This window comes from Candidatus Edwardsbacteria bacterium RifOxyA12_full_54_48 (assembly GCA_001777915.1).
GTDB lineage: Bacteria > Edwardsbacteria > AC1 > AC1 > EtOH8 > UBA2226.
In genome coordinates this window covers 277,839-304,459 of sequence record MFFN01000002.1, presented here as the reverse complement: position 1 = coordinate 304,459, position 26,621 = coordinate 277,839, and the positions used below count along the sequence as shown (strand labels likewise).

The 26,621-nt window shown below is 54.3% G+C and carries 32 protein-coding genes; 31 read left to right on the top strand and 1 reads right to left on the bottom strand.

Annotation, left to right across the window (positions count from 1 at the left end):
* Nucleotides 1-51: 51 nt before the first annotated feature.
* From A2273_07290 to A2273_07265, 6 genes are all read left to right on the top strand, one after another.
* Entirely contained in the window at nt 52-1,290 is a 1,239-nt protein-coding gene (locus tag A2273_07290) for a 3-methyl-2-oxobutanoate dehydrogenase subunit VorB (protein OGF08728.1), read from the top strand.
* Nucleotides 1,290-2,045: a 2-oxoglutarate oxidoreductase gene (locus tag A2273_07285; GenBank protein ID OGF08727.1), complete on the top strand. Its 756-nt coding sequence runs from the start codon at nt 1,290-1,292 to the stop codon at nt 2,043-2,045. The genes A2273_07290 and A2273_07285 overlap by 1 nt, the downstream gene beginning before the upstream one ends.
* Nucleotides 2,045-2,581, top strand: a complete 537-nt coding sequence (locus A2273_07280; GenBank protein OGF08726.1) for a 2-oxoacid:ferredoxin oxidoreductase subunit gamma — start codon at nt 2,045-2,047, stop codon at nt 2,579-2,581. Before A2273_07285 ends, A2273_07280 begins: the two co-directional genes overlap by 1 nt.
* Nucleotides 2,582-2,639: 58 nt before the next feature.
* Nucleotides 2,640-4,067, top strand: a complete 1,428-nt coding sequence (locus A2273_07275; protein OGF08725.1) for a hypothetical protein — start codon at nt 2,640-2,642, stop codon at nt 4,065-4,067.
* A gap of 16 nt (nt 4,068-4,083) precedes the next feature.
* Complete coding sequence (locus A2273_07270) at nt 4,084-4,851, top strand: hypothetical protein (protein ID OGF08724.1); 768 nt, start codon at nt 4,084-4,086, stop codon at nt 4,849-4,851.
* A 1,130-nt stretch (nt 4,852-5,981) separates the two neighbouring features.
* On the top strand, nt 5,982-7,046 hold the full coding sequence (locus A2273_07265; GenBank protein ID OGF08723.1) for a hypothetical protein: 1,065 nt from the start codon (nt 5,982-5,984) through the stop codon (nt 7,044-7,046).
* A 54-nt stretch (nt 7,047-7,100) separates the two neighbouring features.
* Here the strand turns inward: A2273_07265 and A2273_07260 are convergent, their stop codons facing one another.
* Complete coding sequence (locus tag A2273_07260; protein ID OGF08722.1) at nt 7,101-7,622, bottom strand: hypothetical protein; 522 nt, start codon at nt 7,620-7,622, stop codon at nt 7,101-7,103.
* A 175-nt stretch (nt 7,623-7,797) separates the two neighbouring features.
* On the opposite strand from A2273_07260, the gene A2273_07255 reads away from it, so the two are divergent.
* The 25 genes from A2273_07255 (at nt 7,798) to A2273_07135 (ending at nt 26,598) form a co-directional block, all read left to right on the top strand.
* Nucleotides 7,798-8,394: a CDP-diacylglycerol--glycerol-3-phosphate 3-phosphatidyltransferase gene (locus tag A2273_07255; protein ID OGF08721.1), complete on the top strand. Its 597-nt coding sequence runs from the start codon at nt 7,798-7,800 to the stop codon at nt 8,392-8,394.
* Nucleotides 8,395-8,397: 3 nt separating this feature from the next.
* On the top strand, nt 8,398-8,910 hold the full coding sequence (locus A2273_07250; GenBank protein OGF08720.1) for a hypothetical protein: 513 nt from the start codon (nt 8,398-8,400) through the stop codon (nt 8,908-8,910).
* 70 nt (nt 8,911-8,980) lie between these two features.
* Nucleotides 8,981-10,216: a competence/damage-inducible protein A gene (locus tag A2273_07245; protein ID OGF08758.1), complete on the top strand. Its 1,236-nt coding sequence runs from the start codon at nt 8,981-8,983 to the stop codon at nt 10,214-10,216.
* A gap of 142 nt (nt 10,217-10,358) precedes the next feature.
* Nucleotides 10,359-10,913, top strand: coding sequence for a 2'-5' RNA ligase (locus A2273_07240; protein ID OGF08757.1), 555 nt, complete (start codon nt 10,359-10,361; stop codon nt 10,911-10,913).
* A complete protein-coding gene (locus A2273_07235; protein ID OGF08719.1) occupies nt 10,910-11,308 on the top strand; it encodes a hypothetical protein in 399 nt (132 codons plus the stop codon). Before A2273_07240 ends, A2273_07235 begins: the two co-directional genes overlap by 4 nt.
* A gap of 61 nt (nt 11,309-11,369) precedes the next feature.
* Entirely contained in the window at nt 11,370-12,098 is a 729-nt protein-coding gene (locus A2273_07230; GenBank protein ID OGF08718.1) for a tRNA pseudouridine(38-40) synthase TruA, read from the top strand.
* Nucleotides 12,098-12,619 carry a hypothetical protein gene (locus A2273_07225; protein ID OGF08717.1) on the top strand — a complete coding sequence of 174 codons (522 nt, stop codon included), beginning with the start codon at nt 12,098-12,100 and terminating at the stop codon, nt 12,617-12,619. Before A2273_07230 ends, A2273_07225 begins: the two co-directional genes overlap by 1 nt.
* On the top strand, nt 12,616-13,692 hold the full coding sequence (locus A2273_07220) for a peptide chain release factor 1 (protein ID OGF08716.1): 1,077 nt from the start codon (nt 12,616-12,618) through the stop codon (nt 13,690-13,692). The genes A2273_07225 and A2273_07220 overlap by 4 nt, the downstream gene beginning before the upstream one ends.
* An 8-nt stretch (nt 13,693-13,700) precedes the next feature.
* Nucleotides 13,701-14,180, top strand: a complete 480-nt coding sequence (locus A2273_07215; protein OGF08715.1) for a hypothetical protein — start codon at nt 13,701-13,703, stop codon at nt 14,178-14,180.
* 9 nt (nt 14,181-14,189) lie between these two features.
* Entirely contained in the window at nt 14,190-15,032 is an 843-nt protein-coding gene (locus A2273_07210; GenBank protein ID OGF08714.1) for a protein-(glutamine-N5) methyltransferase, release factor-specific, read from the top strand.
* Between the two features lie 95 nt (nt 15,033-15,127).
* A complete protein-coding gene (locus A2273_07205) occupies nt 15,128-15,439 on the top strand; it encodes a pyridine nucleotide-disulfide oxidoreductase (protein OGF08713.1) in 312 nt (103 codons plus the stop codon).
* 31 nt (nt 15,440-15,470) lie between these two features.
* Nucleotides 15,471-16,562, top strand: a complete 1,092-nt coding sequence (locus A2273_07200) for a pyridine nucleotide-disulfide oxidoreductase (GenBank protein OGF08712.1) — start codon at nt 15,471-15,473, stop codon at nt 16,560-16,562.
* Between the two features lie 332 nt (nt 16,563-16,894).
* Nucleotides 16,895-17,353, top strand: coding sequence for a hypothetical protein (locus A2273_07195; protein OGF08711.1), 459 nt, complete (start codon nt 16,895-16,897; stop codon nt 17,351-17,353).
* A gap of 80 nt (nt 17,354-17,433) precedes the next feature.
* A complete protein-coding gene (locus tag A2273_07190) occupies nt 17,434-17,919 on the top strand; it encodes a 4Fe-4S ferredoxin (GenBank protein OGF08756.1) in 486 nt (161 codons plus the stop codon).
* Between the two features lie 39 nt (nt 17,920-17,958).
* Nucleotides 17,959-18,351: a GxxExxY protein gene (locus A2273_07185; protein OGF08710.1), complete on the top strand. Its 393-nt coding sequence runs from the start codon at nt 17,959-17,961 to the stop codon at nt 18,349-18,351.
* A 463-nt stretch (nt 18,352-18,814) separates the two neighbouring features.
* On the top strand, nt 18,815-19,567 hold the full coding sequence (locus A2273_07180; GenBank protein ID OGF08755.1) for a hypothetical protein: 753 nt from the start codon (nt 18,815-18,817) through the stop codon (nt 19,565-19,567).
* Nucleotides 19,568-19,579: 12 nt separating this feature from the next.
* Nucleotides 19,580-20,200: a hypothetical protein gene (locus tag A2273_07175; protein OGF08709.1), complete on the top strand. Its 621-nt coding sequence runs from the start codon at nt 19,580-19,582 to the stop codon at nt 20,198-20,200.
* Between the two features lies 1 nt (nt 20,201).
* Nucleotides 20,202-21,053 carry a hypothetical protein gene (locus tag A2273_07170; GenBank protein ID OGF08708.1) on the top strand — a complete coding sequence of 284 codons (852 nt, stop codon included), beginning with the start codon at nt 20,202-20,204 and terminating at the stop codon, nt 21,051-21,053.
* Nucleotides 21,054-21,093: 40 nt separating this feature from the next.
* Nucleotides 21,094-21,726, top strand: a complete 633-nt coding sequence (locus A2273_07165; protein ID OGF08707.1) for a hypothetical protein — start codon at nt 21,094-21,096, stop codon at nt 21,724-21,726.
* 505 nt (nt 21,727-22,231) lie between these two features.
* A complete protein-coding gene (locus A2273_07160; GenBank protein OGF08754.1) occupies nt 22,232-22,999 on the top strand; it encodes a hypothetical protein in 768 nt (255 codons plus the stop codon).
* A 9-nt stretch (nt 23,000-23,008) separates the two neighbouring features.
* Complete coding sequence (locus A2273_07155) at nt 23,009-23,647, top strand: hypothetical protein (protein ID OGF08706.1); 639 nt, start codon at nt 23,009-23,011, stop codon at nt 23,645-23,647.
* Nucleotides 23,644-24,492: a hypothetical protein gene (locus tag A2273_07150; GenBank protein ID OGF08705.1), complete on the top strand. Its 849-nt coding sequence runs from the start codon at nt 23,644-23,646 to the stop codon at nt 24,490-24,492. Before A2273_07155 ends, A2273_07150 begins: the two co-directional genes overlap by 4 nt.
* A 10-nt stretch (nt 24,493-24,502) precedes the next feature.
* Nucleotides 24,503-25,135, top strand: a complete 633-nt coding sequence (locus tag A2273_07145) for a hypothetical protein (GenBank protein ID OGF08704.1) — start codon at nt 24,503-24,505, stop codon at nt 25,133-25,135.
* A gap of 54 nt (nt 25,136-25,189) precedes the next feature.
* Nucleotides 25,190-25,459 (top strand): (2Fe-2S)-binding protein, encoded by a 270-nt coding sequence (locus tag A2273_07140; GenBank protein OGF08703.1) that lies wholly within the window; start codon nt 25,190-25,192, stop codon nt 25,457-25,459.
* A 2-nt stretch (nt 25,460-25,461) separates the two neighbouring features.
* Nucleotides 25,462-26,598, top strand: coding sequence for a hypothetical protein (locus tag A2273_07135; protein OGF08702.1), 1,137 nt, complete (start codon nt 25,462-25,464; stop codon nt 26,596-26,598).
* Nucleotides 26,599-26,621 lie beyond the last annotated feature (23 nt).

The window sequence follows — 26,621 nt, the reverse complement described above, 5'->3', positions numbered from 1 at the left end:
GACCCTTGTCCACGCCTTTTCTGTTTAAGCTAAACTTTTAGGAGAAAATAAATGGGTGAAAAGATCTTAATGAAGGGCAATGAAGCTCTGGCCGAGGGCGCGGTCCTGGCCGGATGCCGCTTCTTTTCCGGGTATCCCATCACTCCGCAGAACGAGGTGCCGGAGTACATGTCCTGGCGCCTTCCCGAAGCGGGCGGGACCTTTGTCCAGGCCGAATCAGAGGTGTCGGCCATCAATATGATCTACGGAGCTGCGGCTACCGGGATCCGCACCATGACCTCCTCCTCCAGTCCGGGCATCAGTCTCAAACAGGAGGGGATCTCCTATTGCGCCGGGGCCGACCTGCCGATATTCTTTGCCAATGTGGTCCGGGGCGGCCCGGGGCTGGGCAACATCGCCGCCTCCCAGGGCGACTACTATCAGTCGGTCAAGGGCGGTGGACACGGGGATTACCACACCATCGTGCTGGCCCCCAACTCGGTGGACGAGATGGGCAATTTCCCCAAGAAATGCTACGAACTGGCCGAAAAATACCGGATGCCGGCCATGATCCTGGCCGACGGCATCCTGGGGCAGATGATGGAGCCGGTGGAATTCAAATTTACGCCGGTGGATCCGGCCACCTTAAAGAAACCCGATTGGTCTCTGGGCAACGCCGCCGGAAGAAAGAAGAGGATCGTCCGTTCCTACGATCTCCGGGAGGGGGAATTGGAGAAGATGAACTGGGCCCGGGCCAAAAAATTCCAGGAGATCGAGGACCGCGAGGTCCAGTTCGAGGAAAAGAACATCCAGGATGCCCAGCTGGTGCTGGTGGCCTACGGCACCTCCTCCCGCATCGCCGCAGCCGCCATGAAGATGGCCCGCGACAAGGGGCTCAAGGTCGGGCTGTTCCGGCCCATCACCCTGTGGCCGTTCCCCAAGAAACAGCTGGCCAAATTGGCCCAACGGGTGGAGAATTTCCTGGTGGTGGAGATGAGCCAGGGACAGTTCGTGGACGACGTTCGTCTGGCCGTCAATGGCACTGCCCAGGTCGATCTCTACGCCCGGCCGGCCGGGATCCCCTCGGGCGAGGAAGTGTTCGCCGTGGTGGAAAAGCTTTACCAGAGCATCAAGCCGGCGCTGGCGGCTAAAAAAGTTGAAAAGATCAAACCGGCTAAAAAGGCCAAAACCCCCAAGAAAGCCCAGCCGACCAAGAAGTCCCAGCCGGTTAAAAAATCCCCGCCGATCAAAAAGAAAACGGTAAAAATAAAGACTGCCAAAAAATCGACCAAGAAAGGAGGGCGTAGATAATGGAGCTTGTCAATAAAAAGCCATCCAGCCTGGTCGACATTAAAATGCATTACTGTCCGGGCTGCGGCCACGGGATAGTGCATAGGCTGATCGCCGAAGTGATGGATGAACTGGATATCAGGCAAAGGACCGTGGGGGTGGCCCCGGTGGGGTGCGCGGTGTTCTCCGACGATTATTTCAACTGCGACATGATCCAGGGGCCGCATGGCCGCGGCCCGGCCATCGCCACCGGCATCAAACGCTCCCAGCCCGACTGCATCGTGTTCTCCTACCAGGGGGACGGCGATCTGGCCTCTATCGGAATGGCCGAGACGGTCCATTCGGCGGCCCGTTCCGAAAACATCACCATCATCTTCATCAACAATGCCATCTATGGCATGACCGGAGGACAGATGGCCCCCACCACTCTGGTGGGCCAGACGGCCACCACCTGTCCCAAGGGGCGCGATCCCAAGGTCAACGGCTATCCTATCAAGGTCTGCGAACTGCTGTCCCAGCTGGAGGGGGCCAGATATCTGGAGCGGACCGCGGTCAGCAGCGCCCAGGGAGTGATCAAGACCAAGCGGGCCATCAAAAAGGCCTTTCAGAATCAGGTCGAGGGAAAAGGCTTCTCGCTGGTGGAGATACTTTCCATGTGCCCCACCAACTGGGGGATGACCTCCCTGCAGGGCGCAAAATTTGTGGACGAGAAGATGATGCCGTTGTATCCGCTGGGCGTGTTCCGCTCCACGGAACAGGAAGGAGGGCAGAAATAATGTATCAAGGAATTAGAATCTCCGGTTTCGGCGGACAGGGGGTGATCTCGGCCGGCATCCTGCTGGCCCAGGCCGGACTGCTGGAGAACAAGAACGTCTCCTGGTTTCCGGCCTACGGCGCCGAGATGCGCGGCGGCACCGCCAATTGCTCGGTGGTCATCGCCTCCGAAGAGGTTTCCAGCCCGGTGGTCTCCCGCCCCGACACCGTGATAGTGATGAACGAACCGTCCCTGGCCAAGTTCGAGCCGTTGATAAAACCCGGCGGATTGCTGATCATCAACAGTTCGCTGGTCAATTCCAGGCCCAAGCGATCCGACATCAAGGTGGCCTACGTGCCCTGCAACAAGATCGCCGAGGAGATCGGCACCACCAAGATCGCCAACATGGTGGCCCTGGGGGCCTATGCCGGGCTGACCGGGGCATTATCGGTCGAATCCATCGCCAAGGCCCTGGGCAAGGTCTTCAAGCGGGCCAAACCGGAGATGCTGGAGCTTAATGTCAAGGCCCTTAAAAAGGGCGCGGAAACAAAGATATAAGGAAATTTCAAGAACAAGCGGGTTTTATTAACCCGCTTGTTCTGCATTACCCCTCAAAATGAAATTATCAAGATTCAAAGACAATATCATTCTTACCATTGCCGATGCTACAGCCGTCCGGCAGGGCTTCAGTTTTTATCCTTTTTCCATTCATAACCGGCGGACCGAGGTGCTGGCCAAGATCGGAGATTGGAATGAGGCAGAGTCCCAGTATTCAAAGATACTTGAGGTGGTGCGGAGAGCCGGCACCGGAGATATGATAGCCGAGATAACAAACCACCTGGGATTCCTGCTGATGCAGAGGGGCCGATTCCAGGAGGCTTTGCCTTTATATCAGGAGTCCCTGGATATAAGCGAGAAAGGAGGATACCGGCACCAGGTCTGTACTACCATGGGAAACCTGGGAAACCTCTACCGCAACACCGGAGATTACGAAAAGGCCGGCCGGTTTTTCGACCAAGCCCTGCAGCAAGCCAGGCAGCTTGGTGACCGGCAGTCGATGAGCATCATCCAGGGAAACATGGGCCTTATGTACTGGTATATGGGAGAGCATGACAGGGCCATGGAGTGCAACGAGCAGAAGATGAAGATCGATCTGGAGGATAACAATCTGCAGTTGATCGGCACCGATTATGCTAACCTGGGCGGCATCCATTTCTCCAGGGGCGATTATGATCTGGCGGAGGAATGCTACCAAAAACAGATAACCATTGCCAAACAGATCGGCGATAAATACTCGCTTAGGGTGGGCCTCAACAACCTGGCCGCCATATACGACCACAGGGAGGATTACGAAAAAGCCCTAGCCTGCTATTACCAAAGCCTGGATATCGCCAAGGAGATGGGGAACTTGGGCGGCGAGAGGGTGGTGAACAACAACATCGGAAAGGTCCTTTCGTACCGGGCGGATTTTGGCCAGGCCCTGTCCCTGGTCGGCAAGAGCCTGGATATAGCCCGCCAGATGGGCGACCGCAGGGGAGAGGCGATAGTCTGTTTTACCAGGGGAAATATTCTGGCAGATAAAGGGGAGTACCGGCTTGCAATGGATGATTACACCGCAGCCAGGAAGCTGTTCGAGGAACTTTTGGTCAAGGAATATCTGTGCGAATGTCTGGGGGATATGGCCAAGTCTACCCTGGCCCTGGCCGAGACAGCACTAGCCCTGGAATATGTCAGCCAGGCCCGCCAGCTGGCCGAATCTATGAACCGTCAGGAATACCTGGCCGGACTGTCCAAAACCGAAGCCGAGATACGCTTGGCTACGGGAGAAATGTCCCGGGAAGGTTATGAGTCGGCAATAGAGCCGCTGGTCAAGGCAGCTTCCATCAAGGTACAGGCCGAGATGCTTTACCGGCTGTACCGGGTGACAGGAAAAAACAGGTATGGAAAGGAAGCCAAGGACACCATTCTTTCCCGACCCGGCTGGCAATTTCGGAAGGATTACCGGGAGTGGGTGAAGGAACTGGAAAGCATTTCATTGGAATAATGTCGGAAAGGATCAAATGATGGCCGAAAACAAGTTGCAGAGGGAACAGATCATCAAGGCCGTGGTAAACGCCTTGGAACCATTCAGTTATGTCCACGCCCTGTGGCAGGGCGGGGCGGCGGCCTTTGGCCGGGTGGACCAGTGGAGCGACATAGACTTCATGGTCATCGCCGACTGGGAGTCCATCCCCCGGGTCTTCGAAACCGTTGAAACGGCCATTGAAAAGCTGGTCGGGTTCGACCTGATCTTCGATGTTCCCCAGCCTACCTCCCATGGTTTCTTCCAGAAATTCTACCGGTTGAGGCAGGCCAGCCCGTTCCTGCTGATAGATCTGGCGGTGGGCGATCTGGAAAAGCCGGATAAGTTCCTGGAGCCGGAGATCCACGGCAATCCGATAGTTCATTTCGACCGCAAGAATATCATCGCCTCCCAGCCGCTGGACAGGGAGAAATTCAAACAAAACATGTTAATGGCGTTGGAGCGGGCCAAGGTTCGGTTGGACATCTTTCAGCTGTTCTTCGACAAGGAATACAATCGGGGCAATTATCTGGATGCCTTCGATTTCTATTTCAACTTCGCCCTGAGCGGACTGCTGGCGGTCCTGCGGATGAAGCACTCTCCGTATCATTACACCTTCCGGTCAAAATATGCCAATTACGACCTGCCGCCGGAGGTGGTGAAAAGGCTGGAGGAGCTTTATTTTGTGAAAGGCCCGGAGGACCTGAAGGCCAAATACCGGCAGGTGAAGGAATGGTTCGCTAAGGCAGTGCTCGAAGTAGAATAAAATAAATTTATTTATTGACATTCAGATAGGGTGGGATTATACTTCAGACGTCCGGTATCGGACACCTGAAGGGTCCCATCCTTTAATTATTTGCGGAGGCGGATATGAAAAGATCATGGTTGGTTTCTTTTGCTTTGCTTATCGGCTGGACATGCCTTTTAGCCGCTCCGGTCAAAAAGGGTATACCCCGCGAAGGGCCTGCCGATCAAAACTTGCCCGTGAAATCACCGGCCGCCAAGAGGCCGGCGGGAATGATGGTTATCGGCCCCATGGGCTATGTAGATGCCTGGCGGACCATAACACCGGGCTGTGCTAAAAGCATTGTTTCCAGCAAAAGCGGAGATTCTCTGATGGTGTTGTATTCTCAGTATAGTGGCTCTGGCGGAGCACCATCTAACCTCACCCTTGCATATTCGGAGGACGTAGGCCAACACTGGTATAATCAAACGATTGTTGCCAACAGGAATTCGCGCACTTATTCCGCCTTGGCAGCGGATCATTTTTTCACGCCTTATTATATATGGCAGGATAGAACAAACATTGGAACTTGGCCAATAAATATAGCTTATGATTTAGGTGGCTTTGGGTCAGGGCTTTGGCTTATTCCTCCAGTCGCTCTCACAGATTCTGGCAATATGTATCTTCCAAACATGTCTATTGCAGATGATGGAGTAGATTTTCGATTGATTTGCAGTGCATTCCCACACGGTGCCTTTGGTGGTGATGCCTCACTTTTCGTGGCCCTTACTACCGACAAAACTTTAAGCGATTGGGAATATCCCTGGGATATTGATAATCCCTGGGGCTGGAGCATCTGGTACGATACACCAAATAACGACCAGGATAACGCAGATTGGATTTTCTCTCCCAGTGGGGATACTGTTTTCGCCTTCTGGGAGGAAACGGAGGATACTATTACCTGGAATTGCCGCCCCATGTACAGGATATCAACTGATGGTGGCATAAATTGGGGGACGGTAAATATTTTAACAGCTTCCGGCACCGATGCCAACGGGCACCCTTATCAATATACCTCTGGCGGCTGGTGGTACCGCTTCGATGGCTGCTGGGTGGGTGACAGGCCACACCTGCTTTATGCTCATTCCGACAGCGTATGGAACGGCGTGGCATTGTTTGAATATCATCCCACTACGGCAGGTGATCTTTCCCAATGGACCTGCTCCCGCATATCCGAGATACCGGGCAACCTGGCCGGGGTGACGCCGGGCGACCTGGTGGGTTCCTATGCCGATTACCCATCCATCAGTTATGATCAGTATGGCAATATCTTTGCCACTTATGTGGGCTATTCGGAGGACTCCAATACCACCACCGATATTATCGGGGTGGCTTCAACCGATGGCGGCAACACCTGGCTGCAGCCCGTTTACCTGACAAACGACGGAGCCAACTTTGACTATAGCTTTGTCGAAGCGGCCGAATACGCCGGAGGGGAAAAGTTACATATATTAGCCCCACCGGCCACAATGGACAGCTTGTATTACCTGAGTGTTCCTACTAGCGCATTGCTGTCTGTACCTACCAGACCCAGTGAAATATACATAGCACCTCTATTATGCGGTTCATATGAAAGTGGAGTGGGCGGCCCTATCGATGGGGTGATGGACACCGTCAACAACGACACACTGAACTTCATCTGGTCACCGGCCATCGGCGTCAACGGCCAGTATGAGGTGACTATATCCAAGGCAAATGACTGGTGGTTCGGCAATTGGTACTACCGTGATTTATTGGACATCAACTACTTGGGCGTGGCCGGCATGCCCGAGACCGGGGTGTGGTACTACAAGGTTCGCTCCCACTTCGGCGGGGAAGCATCTCCTTGGAGTGAAATCTATGATTTCTTTTATAACGGTACCATCATAAATCACAACGATTGGTCCGGCATCAGCGGCAAGCCGGTCAATGTGGTCCAGCCCTTCGTGCTGAACCAGAACCGGCCCAACCCGGTGAACGGCAATACCGTCATCTCCTTCAGCCTACCCAAGGCCGGGGACTACAGCCTCAAGGTCTACAACGTGGCCGGACAGGTTGTCAGCACCATCAACGGCCGCGGCAACGCGGGCAACAACACCATCAACTGGAACAGCCGGGCTGTCTCCAACGGCGTCTATTTCTATCAGCTGAACGCCGCCGGCAGCACCGCCGTCAAAAAGATGGTGGTCATAAAATAAATGATAATAAAAAGGGCGCTGAACTCAGCGCCCTTTTTGTGTTCTCTCCGGAAGTTACTTCCGGCCCTTGCCGGATTTCTTGTTATCTTTGTCTTTCTTGTCCTTGTCGTCCTGCTGGTTCTGCTTTTCCTCCTTGTTATCCTTCTTCATCTCTTTTTTGTCCTGCTTCTTCTCCCAGCGTTTCCCCTTTTCCCATTGTTTCCAGTTCTTCTTCACCTCCTGGTATTTGAAGCCGGAATGGTCTATGGTCATCTTGCGCCACTGGGGGGAGAGTTTAAAGAACGGGGCCGGGACATACTTGTCCTTTCGGTATTTCCACGGACCGTTGTAATGGTGGGCCCGGTACCAGCGGTTGTGGTGAAACCGCCACCAGTATCCGCCGTAGTAGAAGAAGTCATGCTCGTAGCCGTAGATGAAATAGATGTAGGTCCCGGGTATCACCGCCATCACCGGTTCGTCCTTGATCTGAACCAAAGGCAGGTTAATGTTGATCTTGACGTCGGTATCGGCCAGCAAGCCCGGTGTCCCAAGAGAGCCAAGCAACAATAAGGCAATAAGGGCCAATTTTGTTTTCATTTCCGTTCTCCTTTCATTTTACAATGATAACCAGCGAATATGCGTTTGTCAAGCTTTTGTTTAATAAATATTAGAGTGCCTGGCCGGGAATCAGGTTCCTGGGCTATCCTTAATAATTGGGCTAACTTTATTGTTTGACATAGCTTGCAAAATCTGTTAAATTTACGACATGACGATGAATCTGCCCAATATCCTCACTCTGAGCCGGCTGATTATCAGCCCGGTCTTCATGGCCCTGCTGCTGGTGGACAATGTCTATTCCCGGCTGGGGGCCCTGGCCCTTTTCATCCTGGCCTCGATCACCGATCTGCTGGACGGATATCTGGCCCGCAAGAACGGGCAGCAGACCGACTTCGGGAAGTTCATGGATCCGGTGGCCGACAAGTTCCTGATCGCCCTGGCCCTGATCTCGTTCGTGGCGCTGAAGTCGGCCAGCACCTGGATGGTGATGGTCATAATAGGGCGGGAGTTCCTGATAATGGGCCTGAGAACCCTGGTGGCCTACCGCCGGGAGGTGATGGAGTCCAGTTTTCTGGCCAAGATCAAGACCTTCAGCCAGATGACCGCGGTATTCGCGATCCTGCTGCACATCTGCCTCAACGATTGCGTGGATGCGGGACTTATCAGCATCTCCTGGCAGTTTCTGGCCGACTTGAAATTCTCTTTCGATGCCCTGCTGTTCCTGGCCATGCTTTTAACCCTGCTGTCCGGGGTGGATTATGTGATCAAGAACCGCTGGCTGATCCTGGGACTGTTCAAGGATAATATGTAAAAAATGAAAATTATAAAAAATAAAATAGCTTTGATATTGGCCTCAGGTTTCGGCTCGGGATATTCCCCAATCGCTCCGGGCACTGCCGGGAGCCTGCTGGCTCTTGTCATCTGGTGGCTGGCGCCGCCTTTTTTATGGGTAAGTGCATTATTGCTGGCTCTGTCATTATTCCTTGGGGTCTGGTCGGCGACCCAGGCCGAGAAAAAATGGGGGCACGACAACGGGAAGATCGTGATAGACGAAGTGGCCGGGATGTGGATATCTCTGTTGTTCCTGCCCAAAACGTGGGTTGTCTTTTTGATTGCGTTCTTTATGTTCCGGGCCATGGATATCATAAAACCGCTGGGCGCAAGGCAGATCCAAAAACTCCCCGGCGGGTGGGGGGTGGTGGCCGACGATGTGTTGGCCGGAATATATACCAATGTTCTAGGACAAATTGTGATAATGATATTTTGGCCGGCCAATAATGTTCCGTTGAAAGTATTGGTTGCGGCTATAATCAATGCCTTTAAATAAAGATCAGACCACCCCTTTGGTCCCCTCCTTGATCAAGGAGGGGATAAGGGGAGATGAAAATTATGATATTATGAAAGCCGCCATAATCACCATAGGAAACGAGATCCTTTCCGGGATGACGTTAGATACCAATGCCGCATACCTGTCACAGGAATTGGGAACGATAGGCATCCCGGTGGTTCTCAAGATCTCCGTTGGGGACAGGGCCATTGATATTCAAATGGCCTTCAAACAGGCCTTGTCGGATTCTGATATCGTCCTATGCACCGGCGGGCTGGGGCCGACCAGCGACGATATCACCAAGAAAGTTGCGGCTAGGTTTTTCAAATCAAAATTAAAACTGGATAAAGGGACTCTGGAACATATTCGGTCCCGTTTTGCCAAGCGGGGAATAGAGATGCCGGCCTGCAACCGGTGGCAGGCCATGGTGCCGGACAGGGCCGCAGTTCTGTTCAATCCCGAAGGCACCGCCCCGGGTCTGTTGTTCAAAAAAGGTAAAAAGATATTGATCCTTATGCCCGGCGTGCCCCGCGAGATGAGGGCCATCTTTGCCGGTTCGCTTAAGGAAAGGCTGGCGGGATTGAGTTGTGGGATGAAGATCAATATGCTGACCCTGAGGACCACCGGGATACCCGAATCCGTCATTGCCGAGAAGCTTGCCCCCTTTGAAAAATGCCTGGCCAAAGGCACCCTGGCCTATCTGCCGACCCGTCTGGGGGTCGACCTAAGACTGACCATGTCGGGTAAAGATGCCAGCCAGATCAGTGCAAAACTGCAGGAATTATCAGCGAAAATAAAACAATTGTTGGGGAATGTGATCTACGGGCAGGATGATGAGACCATGGAGCAGGCGGTCGGACGTCTGCTGAAGGAAAAGAAGCTGACCCTGACCACTGCCGAGTCCTGCACCGGCGGGTTGATCGCCGACCGGATCACCGATGTTCCCGGGTCATCCGTCAATTTCCTGGGTTCGGTCATCGCCTACAGCAATGTTCTCAAAGAAAAAATGCTGGGGGTCAAATCGCAGACACTGCGCCTGCACGGCGCGGTCAGCAAGGAGACGGCGATAGAGATGGCCAACGGAGTGCGGGGAAGGCTGGGCAGCGATTTAGGGCTGACCATAACCGGCATCGCCGGGCCGGCCGGAGGGACCGACAAAAAACCAGTGGGCTTGGTGTTTATGGCAGTGGCCGGGCCCAAAGGGACGATGGTTGAGGAACGAAGGTTCCTGGGCCAGCGCCGGCATATAAAGGAATCGGCTACCCAGGCGGCGCTGAATATGCTGAGGCTATATTTATTGAAATAAATATCCTTGCCAGCGTCATTCTGAGTCTGACTTCATGCCGTGCAACCGAAGAATCTACTGCCACACATTCGATTTGTGTAATAAAGGCAATCCTCAGTGTGACAAATCTGTCACTTAATATAAAATGAACACCCAGAAAATTATCCGCTGTTTTATTGCCCTGGAACTGCCGCTTGAGATTAAGATAAAACTGGGGGACATCATCGGGCAATTAAAAAAGACCGGGGCTGATGTCAAATGGGTGGACCCGGCCAATATCCATTTGACCCTTAAATTCCTGGGCGAGACCCCGGAGGCCGATGCCCTGCGGGCCGGGCTGGCGCTCAGTACGCTGAAGGGGAAATTTAAGGCGATTGATTCGGGCCTGGGCGGGCTGGGGGCCTTCCCCTCGGTGGACAGGCCGAAGGTGATCTGGGCCGGGCTGTCGCAGGGCGCGGAAGAGATAAAAGAAATTTATCGCCAAGTGGAAAAACTGACGGCCGATATCTCCCAGGAGGATAAGGCCCGGGAGTTCAGCCCGCATCTGACCCTGGGGCGGGTGCGGTCGAACAAGAACCTCATGCAATTGAGGGATGCGATAAACCAGGCCGTTATTCTCCAAAAGGGTTTTGAATTCAATCGCCTGGTATTACTGAAAAGCACCCTGACCAGCGAAGGGGCGATATATTCTGAGTTGAACGGGGTGGAGTTGGTTTGAACCACAAAGACACTAAGACACAAAGAAAAAATCTAAGAGAGAACAAGATGGATAATAATCAAGATTTCATAAATGCCCTTATTTTGGATATGCTTGAGATTGATGATGAAACTGTGGATACGATTATAAAGGAAACCCCGATTGAAGAATCATATAAGGACCGGTTGGTGAAAGAATATAGAGAATGTAAATTGACAAATGTTGACATTATAAATTCTTTAATTTATTTATTGCATAATGAATATATTATGGCAGTAAATGCGAATTCAGGGAAACCGGAAAAAGGCATTGATATAAATAATATATTTGCCGATAAGGCAAATATATGGCTACGTGTCACGGATAGTGGGCGTATGTATTACAATAATATATATGATAAGTTTTGGATTGATTGAAGTCCTCAATTTTACCTCTCTTGCTAAACCCCAAGTTTAATGTTAAAATTACAAGTCATCATTGCGCAATATCAAGCTAAACATAGAGTACGACGGGACTGATTTTGCCGGGTGGCAGGTCCAGCCCGGCCAGAGGACGGTCCAGGGCCTGTTGGAGGAAAAGCTTTCCTCCATGCTGGAGGAGAAGATCTCCGTCCTGGGCTCCGGACGGACCGATGCCGGGGTCCATGCCGCCGGGCAGGTGGCCAATTTCAAGACCTCCCGTGACATTCCCTTAAAGGCCTTTGACGAAGGTCTGAACTCCCGGCTTCCCCGCGATGTGGCCATCCTCCAGGCCGAGGAGGCGGCGGAGGATTTTCACTCCCGGTTCGACGCCCAGAGCCGGCGCTACCGGTACCAGATGATCTTCCGGCGCTCACCGCTGCGGGAGCGCTGCGCCTGGCGGATGACATATAGGGCCGATCCGGCTGTTCTGCAAGATCTGGCGGGGCAGATACTGGGGCAGCACGATTTCACCGCCTTTGCCTCGGCCCAGGCCGAGGTCAACAACTTCATCTGCCGGGTGGAGAAGGCCGAGTGGAGCTTTGCCGACGACAGGTGGACCTTCGAGATCAGGGCCAATCGTTTTCTGCACAACATGGTCCGCATCCTGGTCGGAACGATGATAGACATGGCCCGCGGGCAGATGGATCACAAAGATCTCCCCAATATCCTGGCTGCCAAGGACCGGACCCTGGCCGGCAAGACCGCCCCGGCTTGCGGCCTGTGCCTGATGGAGGTATATTACTGATGCAGGTGTTCATCAATGAAGCGGCATTTTGGGGCCTGCTGGTCTCGGCCATCGAGGTCTACAAGAAGGAATCCTACGGGCTGCTGCTGGGCCATCGGGACGGCGACATGTTCATGGTGGTCAACGCCATCGCCTGCCAGAAGGCCGAGCGGCACGCCACCTGGGTCAAGGCCAGGGACAAATCGTACGCCCGGATAGTGAATTTTTTCGAGAATCTGCCAAATCTGTACATCGTGGGCGATTTCCATTCCCATCCCCGGCACAACACCGCGCTGAGCGAGGACGACCTTTACGGCATGAGCCCGGGACACGTCTACATCGTGATGGAGATCAAGGACAAGGCCAAGGATAAATACTGGAGCTACAACGAGGACGGCACCCTGTCCGGCACCACCGACAATTGGTTCATCAAGATAGCCGCCTATTACATCGACCCCGATTCCTACAAACACCGGATGGCCGACGTATTGTGCCCCTTCGCCATCGGGTTCAACATCAAACCCAGGACATTATCGAGATGATAGAAAAGAAACTTATAAAGATCGAAGAACGCTACCGGGAACTGGAGAAGCTGATCAGCGATCCGGCGATCATATCCGATCAGCAGAAATACCGTGATCTGTCCCGGGAGTACCGCCAGACCTCCCCCATAATTGCCAAATATGCCGAGTATTGGGATACCGCCAAACAACTGGAGGACAATAAGGCATTGGCGGCCGAGAGGGGTGACAAGGAACTGACGGAGATGGCCCAGGCCGAGATCCCGGAACTGGAGGCCAGATATCAGACCCTTACCGAGGAGCTTAAAAAACTGCTGGTGCCCAAGGATCCCAGCGATTTTAAGAACGCCATTGTGGAGATCCGGGCCGGGACCGGCGGCGAGGAGGCGGCCATATTCGCCGGTGACCTTTACCGGATGTACGTCCGGTATGCCGAGCGCAAGGGATTCAAGATAGAAATCATGAATTCCAATCCCACCCAGCTGGGCGGCTTCAAGGAAGTGATCTTCACCGTGCAGGGCGAGGGAACCTACGGGCATTATAAATACGAAAGCGGGGTGCACCGGGTCCAAAGGGTGCCGCGCACCGAAGCCTCGGGCCGGCTGCACACCTCGGCGGCCACCGTGGCGGTCCTGCCCGAGGCCGAGGAGGTTGATCTGCAGATAAATGCCAGCGACCTGAGGGTGGACACCTTCTGCTCCTCCGGGGCCGGCGGGCAGTGCGTCAACACCACCTACTCGGCGGTGCGGATCACCCACCTCCCCAGCGGACTGGTGGTCTCCTGCCAGGATGAGCGTTCCCAAATCAAGAACCGGGCCAAGGCCATGACCGTGCTGCGTTCCCGCCTGCTGGAAAAAATGGAAGAAGAGCGGAATGCCAAGCTGGCCAAAGAGAGAAAATCGCAGGTGAAGTCCGGCGATCGCAGCGAAAAGATCCGGACCTACAACTTTCCCCAGAACCGGGTGACCGACCACCGCATCGGGCTGACCCTCTACAACCTGGACGGGGTGATGGACGGCCAGATAGACGAGATCATCAACGGCCTGACCAATGCCGAACAGGCCGAGGGCCTGGAAGTGGCGGAGGAGGAATAAAGGTTAATATGAAATACAAACCGATTTTTATTCTTCTTATAATGATTATTTTTGCCAACAGGGGTGCAGCCGATGAAGGAAGATACATTTCACCGGGCATAAAGTTCGGATATACATTCGGTGAAGGCGGGGGCGTAACGGTTGGTGCAGAAGTTAGTTATATCGTATGGTACAATAATCTAGCTCATGCTGCAGTGCTTAATTTGGACATATGCGGCAACGAAGATAAATTGAAATTTAATAAAATACATTTGGGATATCAAATAAGCCGTGGTGTGGGTATTGAGGCTGGTCCGACAATGTTCTGGACTGATAAAGGTATGCATTTTGGTGCATCTGTAACACCATTCGCCGGTATTATAATACCCTATGCTTATTATTCCATTACTGTAGCATTTAATAAAAAAAATATGCTGAACGAAGCTGGCATACTATTAAAGCTACCAATACCCGTTCCTGGTCATGAATTTAGCATAGGGTTGAATTAAAAAAAGATCATGACCATCGGCGAGCTTTTAAACTACGGCTTCGACCACCTTACCCGGGCCGGCATTCCCGATGCGGTGCTGGAGGCCGAGTTGCTGTTGGAATACGTCATGGGCAGGGAGCGGGTTTATCTTCATTTGAACCGCAATCTGACTGTATCCGAGGCCGTTCGGGAAAAATATCAATCATACCTTGCCGATCGCTCCCGGCACCGGCCGTTGCAGCATATCGTCGGGCAGACGGAATTCTACGGCCTGAAATTCCAGTCCGATAAACGGGCCCTTATCCCCCGGCCCGAGACCGAGATCCTGGTGGAGGAGGTTTTGGAGAATTGGCAGCCGGGGTTTCTTTCCATTCTGGATATCGGAACAGGCAGTGGCATCATCGCCATTGCTTTGGCAAAGCATCTGGCTTCGGCCATGGTAACAGCCACCGATTATAGCCCGGAGGCTCTGGACCTGGCCCAAGAGAATATCAAGCTTCACGGTCTGGAAAGCAGGGTGTCTTTGGTGCAGGCCGATCTTTTCCCCGAGGGAAACGAAAAGTTTGACTGCATAGTGTCCAACCCGCCATATATCCCATCCGGCCAGGTAGCCGGACTCCAGCCCGAGGTCAGTCTTTGTGAACCGGTCATGGCGCTGGACGGCGGGGCCGACGGGCTGGAATTCTACCGCAGGATAGCCGGAGATGTGGCCGACCGTCTCAATCACCCGGGGTTTGTCGCTCTGGAGGTCGGGATGGGGCAGGCGGAGATGGTGTCCAAGATGATGAGACGGGCGCTTCCAGCCTCCGAAATATTCATCAAAAAGGATCTGGCCGGGATAGATAGGGTGGTGCTGTTGAAAATGCATTAACCCCAAGGGATAAAATGTCTTGACAACAGTAATATTTTACAGTATCATTACTTTTTATCGTCAATAATCCATAAATAACAACCAATTTCGGTCAGATGAGAATAGACAAGCATCCCATCCTGGAATTCAAAAAAGGGGCCAAGATAAAATTTTATTTCGAAGGGCAGCCGGTGGAAGGGTACCAGGGAGAACCCATTGCCGCTGCTCTGCATGCCGCCGGGATCAAGGTGCTGCGCCACAGCGTAAAACTGGACAGACCCCGGGGCTTTTTTTGTGCGGTGGGCAAGTGCTCATCCTGCCTGATGGAGGTGGACGGGGTGCCCAATGTCTTCTCCTGCGTCACCCCCATCCGCGAGGGAATGCAGGTAAGGCGGCAAAAGGGGCGGGGCCGGATCGCAATAAACTGAATCAATACTACTCTACGGCTTTTAAGGACCCATGACAAATACAGACTTCCTTATCATCGGGGGCGGCCCGGCCGGGCTGATGGCGGCGCTGTCGGCCTCGGAGTTCGGCCTGGAGCCGCTGATAGTTGACGAGAACCAGGCCATTGGGGGCCAGCTGATCAAGCAGACCCACATGTTCTTCGGTTCCAAGGCCGAGCGGGCCGGAACCCGGGGTTTTGAGATAGGCCTGGAGCTGGAGCAGGAGATGGGGAAGCGTGGCATCCAAATAGAGCGCCAGGCCTCGGCGGTGGGATATTATTCCGACGGGACGGTGGCGGTGCTGCAGAACGAGAAGGTCACACCGCTCAAGCCCAGGGCCGTTCTGGTGGCCACCGGAGCTTCGGAGAATTTCGTATCCTTTCCCGGCAGCGACCTGCCCGGTGTCTACGGAGCCGGGGCGGTGCAGACCCTGATGAACGTCTACGGCATCAAGCCGGGTAACAGCGTGCTGATGGTGGGCTCCGGCAACATCGGGCTTATCGTTTCCTACCAGTTGATGCAGGCCGGGGTGCAGGTCAAGGCCATCATCGAGGGCCTGCCCAAGATCGGAGGCTATCTGGTGCACGCCTCCAAGATCGCCCGGGCGGGGGTGCCCATTTTAACCCGCCACACCATCCTAAATGCTTTGGGAGGGGATATGGTCAGCGGGGCGGTCATATCCAGAATTGACGATAAATGGCAGACCCTAGGGGACACCCAGCAGACCCTGGAGGTGGACACCATCTGCCTGGCGGTGGGGCTTTCCCCCTTGACCGAACTTTTATGGCAGGCCGGCTGTCAGCTGAACTACATTCCGGAACTGGGGGGCCAGGTGGCCTGGCACGACGATCTGATGATGACCACCGTCCCGGGGATATTCACCGCCGGCGATGTCAGCGGGATCGAAGAGGCATCCACCGCCATGCTGGAGGGCGAACTGGCGGGGCTGGGGGCGGTAAAATACCTGAAGGGCGACTCAAAGGAACTGCAATGCCGGATTGACGACACCGCCTGCCGGCTGGCCGGATTGAGGGCCGGGCCGTTCGGACAGAAGGCCCGGGAAGGGAAGTGCAAACTGAAAGAGTGCAGGATCAAAACTGTTTGAAATGTTTGCCACCACCGCTGGCGGGGTGCCGCCAACAGCGACAAAAGGTTTGAAACGTTTATGATATCCGATGAACAAAAACCAACCGGATAGGCCTTTCGGGGGATGATTTAGCCGGCAATATGTTTAACTACGGAATAACGATGGGTTCATAATGGGAAGAGAAACAATAAAAACCAGGGGCAGGAAGCCAGTGGTTATGACCAAACTAGAGCGTTTGGGTCCGTCAAACCGGGAATTTGATCGTTCTTTTTGGCAAAGGGTTGGTTCAACCGGACGCCTGAAAGCTATGTGGGATATGTTGAAAATATATTATTTATTGAAAGGGCGGAATGGAGATATACCAAGATTACGAAGATCTATTACGCATTTTCAACACCGGTAAGGTCAAATATCTTTTGATTGGAGCCTTTGCTGTTTCCTATTATGCTCAACCCCGGTATACCAAAGACATGGATATATGGATAGAACCGACGGCTGAAAATGCAGGTAAGGTATATAAATGTTTGTCCGATTTCGGCGCCCCGCTAAATAAAATCAGTATAAACGATCTGGCGATAAAAGGCACAATTTTCCAGATAGGGGTTGAACCGGTCCGGATTGATATTCTTACCGACATTGCAGGATTGACTTTTAAAAAGGCATGGCCCAACAGAAAGAAAAGTAAATTCGGCAAAACCAATACCTATTTTATTGGTCTTAAGGACTTGATCAGTGCCAAACGCGCTGCCAACCGGTTACAAGATAAAGTTGATCTTGAAAATCTGATGCCGCTTATAAAAGATAAATGAAAACAGTAAACTTAAGTGGGCCCAGAACCAAAACGGCTTAAACTGTTTGAATGCTGGAAACTTTAATGATATCCGATAAACTGAAAACGACCGGCCTGGCCGACGCCTCGGACATCCAGACCGCTTGGCCTTCCGAGGAACGGCTGAAGAAAGGCCCGGTGGCGGTGCTGGAATGCTTCCAGGAGATCCCCTGCAACCCCTGCGAGACCAGCTGCCCCCGCAACGCCATATCGGTGGGCGATAATATCAACGCCCTGCCACAGGCAGATCATAACAAATGCAACGGCTGTACCGTCTGCGTCTCCCGCTGCCCGGGCCTGGCCATCTTCGTGATCGACGCGGCATATTCGGATGCCGAAAGCGCCGTCACCATGCCCTACGAGTTCCTGCCCCTGCCGGAGAAGGGGGATCTGGTCGCTGCCCTGGACCGGGCAGGAAAGGAATGCTGCCAGGCCAAAGTTATCAAAGTGTTGAATACCAAGGCCCAGGGGAAGACCCCGCTGGTGACCCTGACCATCCCCAAGGGCAAGGAAAAGGATGTAAGGTTCTTTAAACTGCTATCTTGATTTCTTTAACCACAAAGACACCAAGGCACAAAGAGAATCATGGGGTTTAAACCTCTTTCAGTATCTGAAGAGAAAATAGCGAAGGGTATCGTGGATGCTGCATATCAGGTCCACAGGAAATTAGGATCAGGATTGCTGGAAAAGGTTTATGAAGTATGCTTTTGCCATGAATTGTCTAAAATGGGTTTTCAATCAAAACGGCAAATAGATATCCCGGTAAAATATGACGGAATAATATTTGAAGAAGGATTGCGGCTTGATGTACTAGTGGATGATCTAGTTGTCTGCGAGCTGAAGGCTGTTGATCAAGTAAATCCCGTCTGGGAAGCACAGTTGCTCAGTCATCTAAAGATGACCGGAAAACGCCTTGAATTCCTTATTAATGTCAACGTACCCATTATCAAAAATGGGATTAAACGGCTAATTTTGTAATATACTTAGTGTCTTAGTGCCTTTGTGGCAGATTTAGTAAAAAATATTAATATAAACCCACAAATATAAAAGGGACATTATGGGCAAACTGAAAATGGTACTGATGGCCTGCCTGCTGCTGCCCGTTCTGGCTTTGGGGCTGGAGCCGCCGATCGATGTCAAGCTGACTGACGCTCCCAATGATGACGGTTCCATCGTCATCATGGAATGGCAATCATCCCCCTCGGAAAATGAGCCGGGGTTCATGGGCTACAATATCGAGCGGTCCATGCTGCCAAACGATTCCTTCCGGATGATCGCCTGGGTCCCCAAGGGGGCCGTTGAGCACGAGGACAATTCCGTCGAGCTCATCGGTCGGGATTATTATTATAAGGTGGTGGCCATCAACGAAAACGGGGACAGTGCGGTAAGCGCTACAGCCGGGCCGATAGCCACCACCCAGAGCTGGTTCAACACCGGCAAGCTGAACACCCTGTTCGGCACCTTTCTTTTCATCGCCATCACCCTTTTGTATATCTACTGGGCCCGCAAGGGCAAGCTGTTCATCCGGCGTATTGCCGGCCTGGATGCGGTGGAGGAGGCCATAGGCCGGGCCACCGAGATGGGGCGGCCGATACTTTACTGCAACGGCATCGGATGGATAGATTCCATATCCACCGTGGCTTCCCTGAACATCCTGGGGCAGGTGGCCAAGAAGACCGCCGAGTATGATACCCCGCTGACCGTTCCCACCGCCGACCCGGTGGTTCATGCGGTGGCCCGGGAGATGGTCAAGGAGGGCTACAAGAGCGCGGGCCGCCCGGATCTGTTCAAGGAGGACTCGGTATACTTCATCACCCAGGACCAGATGGGATACGCCGCGGCCCTGGCCGGGATAATGGTCCGCGAGAAGCCGGCCACCAACTTCTTCATGGGTTACTATGCGGCCGAATCCCTGGTGCTGGCCGAATCGGGCGCCGCCACCGGGGCCATCCAGATAGCCGGGACCGACCAGATCTCCCAGCTGCCGTTCTTCATCACCGCCTGCGATTACACCCTGATCGGCGAGGAGCTGTACGCCGCCTCGGCCTACCTATCCAAGGAACCGCTGCTGGTGGGAAGCCTGAAGGGGCAGGATGCCTGCAAACTGGTGATCATCCTGTTCGTCCTGCTGGGCACCCTGACGGCCCTGATCTTTCGTTCCGATCTTATCTACAACCTATTCAGAATTCACTAAAGGTAAATGAATATGAAAAAAAATATTCCCCTGGGCATAGTCTTCGTGTTGGGAGTGGCCTTCATCATCCAGTTCTTCATCCCCAGCCGGCCGTCGCAGATAGCCTTCAATACCATGATCGAATGGGATCTGATCCTTTTTGTCTTCGCCTCGGTGATCGCGGTGGACAGCTTGGTGCGCCACCATATCCTGAAGATCTCCCGCAAGACCAAGGGCTGGGGCTACAGCCTGGTCTATCTGGGAGCGGCGTTGTTCATGATCCTGGCGGCGGTGTTCAGCGGCACCCGGGAGGGCAGTTTTTACATGAAGGTGTTCAATTACGCCCTGGCCCCCATGCAGGCCACCATGTTCGCCATCCTGGCCTTTTACATGGCCTCGGCCAGCTACCGGGCCTTCCGGGCCAAATCCACCGAGGCCACCATGCTGCTGATCTCGGCTTTCATCGTGATGCTGGGCCTGATCCCGCAGGGGGCCGCCATCTGGAGCGGCCTGCCCAAGTTTTCGGAATGGCTGATGCTGATCCCCAATATGGCCGCCAAACGGGGCATCACCTTCGGCATCGGGCTGGGCATCACCGCCACCTCCCTGAAGATCATTCTGGGAATTGAACGCAACTGGATGGGGGGGCACTGATATGCTTAAGTTTTTAGCCAAGTTCGGAAAGCTTGATCGCCGGATCGTATTCGCCCTGCTGCTGTTGTCTATTTTGGTGCCGCTGCTGTTCAACATAAAACCCCGGTTCTATGTTGATTCCGCCACCAAGGGTATTTATGATTATGTAGATCAAATCGAACCCAATGGGCGTTCCTTGCTGGTATCCTTCGATTACGATCCCCAGGTGGCCGCCGAGCTGGATCCCATGGCCCGGGCGGTGCTGCGGCATTGTTTTGCCCGGGGGGTAAAGGTTGTGGGGATGTCCCTGGCTCCTCAGGGCGACGCCATAGGCGAAGGGATCATTACCCAGGTGGCCAGGGAGTACGATAAAAAATTGGGCCAGGATTACTGCTATTTTGGTTTCAGGCCCGGGGGCACCATCATCATGCTGCAGATGGGGGTCAATGTCAAAAAGGCCCTGCCGCTGGATTATTACCAGACACCCTACGACAGCCTTCCCATGATGAAAAACATTCACAACTACGATGACATCGCCATGGTGCTGTCCCTGGCCGGCTCCACCTATCCGGTAAGCTGGATGATTTTTGCCGGTACTAAATTCGGCGTTAAGATCGGGGCCGGGCAGACCGCGGTGATGGCTCCGGATAATTATCCCTTCCTGCAGACCAAGCAGTTTATCGGACAGCTGGGCGGCATGAAGGGCGGGGCGGAATACGAACAAATGATCGTTGATGCGGGGTATTACCACAAACCGGATGTAGCCAGCAAGGCCATGGGGGCCATTGCCTATTCGCACCTGCTGATCATCCTGCTGATCATCCTGGGGAATATCGGATATTTCATCTCCAAAAAGATCGAGCAGAAAAAATAACCCCGTCATTTTCAGAACTTTCAAAACTAAGGATATAAAGATGAGCACAAATATCTGGATATGGATAGCGGCCCTTTTAAGCCTGGCCATTTTCTCCTATCTTTACAAGGATAACCCGGCCTTCAGATTCGCCGAACACCTTTTCACCGGCCTTTCGGTGGGCTATTTCATCGTTCTGTACTGGAACAATTACACCCTGCCCTACATCGTCACCCCCTTGGCCAACCATCGTTGGATAACCCTGATCCCCATGGCCATCGGGATGATGTACTTTTTCAGGTTCATTCCCAAACTTAACCACCTGATCCTGATACCCATCGCGGTCAGCCTGGGCTTCTGGAACGGGATGTCCATCCCGGTCACCTTTGAGGCCGACGTTTTAAAACAGATCCAGGGCACCATGATCAACACCTCCATGCTAAGCAACATCTGGGACCCCCAGAAGGGCCTGATGGTGGGCCTGCTGGTGATGGCGGGGGTGATCAGCACCATCACCTATTTCTACTTCTCCCGGGAGCATAAGGGACCGATCAAGGTGACCGCCAACGTCGGCATCTGGTTCGTGATGATCGGCTTCGGGGCCACCTTCGGCTATACCGTGATGGCCCGGGTATCCCTGCTGATCGCCCGGATGCAGTTCCTGTTCACCGATTGGATACATCTGATAAAATAAGCCGGGCCAAGAGCAGTTTTAAATGTTCGAAGGATATAAAGGATATAATTGTTTAAAATCAGCTAAAACTATTAAACGGAGAAGATTGATGAGGCTTAAAATCACCGGCCTGCTGTTGGTGATGTTCTGGGCAGCTGTGGTTTGCGCAGCTCCAGCGGCACCGGCCGAACCGACAGTTACCGTGCCGGCCATTGCCCCGCCGTCCGACATCAAGGCTGCCGATACCCCCAATGATGCCGGACATGCCATCACTGTTAGCTGGCAGGCGTCGCCGGACGAGGTCAAAAAAATGATCGAGGGCTATGAGGTCCTGCGGTCGGAAACACCGGAGGGGGAATTTATCAAAGTGGGTTATGTGCCCTACGGTTTCACCAGTTTTGACGACCAGGATGTCCCGGACAACGGGAAGGATTATTTCTACCAGGTCAAGGCGGTGGGCCGGGAGAGCCAGGCCTACAGCCTGGTGTCTGTCTCGGCCAGGTCTGCGGAGCAGTGGTTCAACACCATGCGCATCAACGCTCTGATCGGCTGCATCCTATTCACCCTTATCGTGGTGATATTCATCGGCCGGGCCAAGAGCGGCCAGAGCCTGTTCATCCGCCGCATCGCCGGGCTGGCGGCGGTGGAGGAGGCGGTGGGACGGGCCACCGAGATGGGCCGCCCCATTCTTTACGTTCCGGGTCTTTCTAGCATCTCGGATGTGGCCACCATCGCCGCCCTGAACATCCTGGGACAGGTGGCCAAGAAGACCGCCGAATACGACACCCCGCTGCTGGTGCCCAACCGCGATCCGGTGGTGTTCACCGTGGCCCAGGAGATCGTCAAGGAGGCCTACAACGAGATCGGCCGCCCCGACGCCTATAACCACGATTCGGTGTTCTACCTGACCGACAGCCAGATGGGCTTCGCCTCGGGGGTGGACGGCATCATGGCCCGGGAAAAACCGGCCACCAATTTTTTCATGGGCATGTTCTGGGCGGAATCCCTGATCCTGGCCGAGACCGGGGCCGAGACCGGGGCCATCCAGATAGCCGGCACAGACGCCATTCACCAGCTGCCGTTCTTCATCACCGCCTGCGATTACACCCTGATCGGAGAGGAGTTGTATGCCGCCTCGGCCTACCTGTCCAAGGAGCCGATGCTGCTGGGCACCCTCAAGGGCCAGGATTGGAGCAAGGCCGTCATTGTGCTGCTGCTGATAATCGGCCTGGCCGTATCGCTGGTCGCCCCCGGGATCAGGGAAATCATCCTGCAAATGCTTAAGGTAGGTTAAGGAGAAAAAATGAAAAGACAGATACCTTTGATAATCGTACTGACCCTGGGGATATTCTTCTTCTTCCAATTCTTCATCCCCAGCCAGATATCAACCAACATCTACCAGACCACCCTGCAGTGGACCCTGGTCATCAGCGCCTTTGCCATTGTGCTGGCCGTCGGCAGCCTGTTCAACCATCACCTGCTTAAGGTCAGAAGGCGCAAGCCGCATTGGTGGAACAGCATCGTGACCCTGATGGCCCTGGTGGTGATGGCCCTGCTGGGCATCTTCGGGAGGGTAAAGGGACTGGAGTCGCTGGGCGAGCTGTACCACACCCTGTTCCTCTATGTCCAGGCCCCCATGGATTCGGCCATGTTCGCCATTCTGGCTTTCTATATGGCCTCGGCCGCCTACCGGGCCTTCCGGGCCCGTTCCCAGGAGGCGGCCCTGCTGCTGATCTCAGGCTTTATAGTGATGCTGGGAGTGATCCCCTTCGGCTCCATGATCTGGTCCAAGATACCGGACATCGCCGAATGGATCATGATGGTCCCCAACATGGCAGCCAAGCGGGGGATCCTTTTCGGGATCGGCCTGGGGATGACGGCTACCTCGCTGAAGATAATCCTGGGCATTGAGCGCAGCTGGCTGGGAGGAGGCGGCAAATGAAGATATTAGAGAACCTGACCAAGATAAACCGCCGGTACATCTTCCTGCTGGTGGCCCTGGCGGTGATCTTTCCCCTGGTGATACCCATGAAACTGCCCACTCTGCCGGGGAAATATACCATCAAACTGTACGACTTCATAGATAAGATACCTCCCCAGAACCAGCCGATATTGATAGCGGCCGATTACAGCCCCTCCATGATGCCCGAGCTGCAGCCCATGCTGGAGGCGGTCATCCGTCACTGTTTTGCCAAGAAGATCCGGATAGCCATCCTGACCCTGGACCCCAACGGCGCTGCTCTTTCGGAAACGGCCCTGCAGAAGATCGCCCCGGAGTACGGGGCCCAGAACGGCCGGGATTACGTTTTCCTGGGCTTCAAGCCGGGCTATTCCATCGTGATGATGTCCATCGGAGAAAACTTCCGCCAGGCCTTTCCCACCGATTTCTACGGCACCCCGCTGGACAGCCTGCCGATGATGGCCGGCGTCCGCAACTATGCCGATGTGCCCCTGGTGGTCTCCATTGCCGGCAGTGCCGTCACCCAGAGCTGGATTCTCTATGCCCATACCCGCTATCATGCCAACGTGGGCGCCGGCTGCACCGCGGTCAGCACCGCCGACTACTATCCCTTCCTGCAGGCCGGCCAGCTGGTGGGACTGCTTAACGGCATGAAGGGGGCCAGCGAGTATGAATACCTGAACCAGAAGAACGGCTATTCCAGCGCCGCTCCGGTGGCCACCAAGGGGATGAACGCCGTTTCCATCGTCCACCTGCTGTTGATGCTGTTCATCATCCTGGGCAATATCGGCTACCTGGTGACCCGGCACAACCAGAGCAAGAAGTAAGGAGAGCCAAATGACATTTTCAAACAATCTCTGGGTATGGATCGCGGCCATACTGACCCTGTGTATCTTCTCCTTTTTATACAAGGAGAATCCCTTCTACCGTTTTGCCGAGCACCTTTTCGTGGGGATCTCGGCCGGATACGGCGTGGCCATTTACTGGAACAACGCCATCGTTCCCAACCTCTACGTGCCGATTTTCCATCAGCACAATTTCTGGTTCATCATCCCCGGCCTTCTGGGAATGATGTTCTTCTTCCGGTTCAGCGCCAAAACCGGCTGGCTGATCCTGATCCCCCTGGCGGTGCTGCTGGGGACCGGGAGTGGAATGGCATTGGCCCCCACCATCCAGGCCGATGTCCTCAAGCAGATGCAGAGCGCTATCGCCGATGCCACCAACCTTAAACTGGGGGGCTGGAGTCTGGTTTGGGGACTGATCACTTTTATTGGGGTATTGACCACCTTGAGTTATTTTTTCTTCTCCCGGGAGCAGAAGGGGGCCCTCAAAGTATCGGCCAACATCGGCATCTGGTTCATCATGATCGGCTTCGGGGCCAGTTTTGGCAACACCGTCATGGCCCGGGTATCATTGCTGATCGGTAGGGTGCAGTTCCTGCTGACCGATTGGATAAATTTGATAAAATAAAACTTGCCTGAGCGGGTTTAAGATTCCTAAGTTAAAGAGGTTGAGATCGCTGTTATGGTGGACAACAACGACAAAATAATCTGCCGCTGCGAGGATATCACCGAGTCCCAGGTCATGGAAGCGATTGAAAAAGGCGCGACCACAGCCGACGAGGTCAAACGGCTGACCAGGGCCGGCATGGGCCATTGCCAGGGGCGGACCTGCCGCCGGCTGGTAAATCAGATCCTGGCCCGCCAGCTGGGGCAGACCCCGGAGGATCAAAAGGCCGTTACCCAGCGCTCGCCGCTGCAGCCCATCTCGCTGAAAATTCTGGCGGATTCATAAAAATGCCCAAGAGCGCCGACATCATAATCATCGGTGGCGGTATCGTCGGAGCGGCCACCGGGTACTACCTGGCCCGGGCAGGATATGGGGTCCGGCTGATCGAGAAGGGCTTCCTGTGCGCCGGATCCACCGGACGCTGCATAGGCGGCATCCGCCAGCAGTTCACCTCCCAGGGGTCCATCAAGCTGATGCAGGAGAGCGTAAGACATTTCAGCAGCATGAAAGAGGAACTGGGGATGGATGTCCATTGGCATCCCGGCGGGTATCTGTTCCTGGCCCACAGCCCGGAGAAGAAAGAAGCTTTTCTGGCTAATATCGCCGTTCAACAGAGTTTCGGCCTGAAGGATGTCCGCTGGGTGGATGCCTACCAGGCCGGGCAGGTTGCCCCGGGACTGAACATCGACGGCCTGCTGGGCGGCTCCTACTGCCCGTCCGACGGACAGGCCTACCCCTTTGCGGTGGTCAATGGCTACGCTGAAAAGATCAGATCATGCGGCGGGCTGGTAAACACTTTCACCGAGGTGACCGCCATAATGCAGGGCGGAGGCCGGGTCAAGGGGGTCAAAACCGCCCAGGGGACCGAATACCATGCCGATATCGTCATCAACGCCGCCGGGCCCTGGTCCAGGGAGATCGGTCAAATGGCCGGAATAGATGTGCCGGTGGAGCCGGAGCGGCATGAGGCCCTGATAACCGAAGGGGTGGAATATCTGAACATCCCCATGCTGGTGGATTACCGGGCCGATGGCGGCTATTTCCAGCAGTTCCGGCACAACGGGCAGTTCATCGGCTGCTACTCGCCGGTTCCCAACGTTCCGGGACATTCCACCGATTCCAGCTATGAATTTTTGTCGGAGATGCCCAAAAGGATGCTCAAGCTGATTCCCGCCCTGGGCCCGGTCAAGGTCATCCGCCAATGGTCGGGAAGCTATGAGAACACCCCTGACGGCAACCCCATCCTGGACCGCTCGCCCCTGGATGGCTTCTATGTCATCGCCGGAATGTGCGGGCATGGCTTCATGCTGGGTCCGGCCATCGGGCGAAAGGCGGCCGACTTCATAAAGAGCGGGGCAAAAGAGCCGCCCATCGCCGAATTCGCCCTGGAACGCGAGTTTTCCCGCCAGGAGGCAATGAAGTAATTTTAACCGGTTTGAATTTTAAA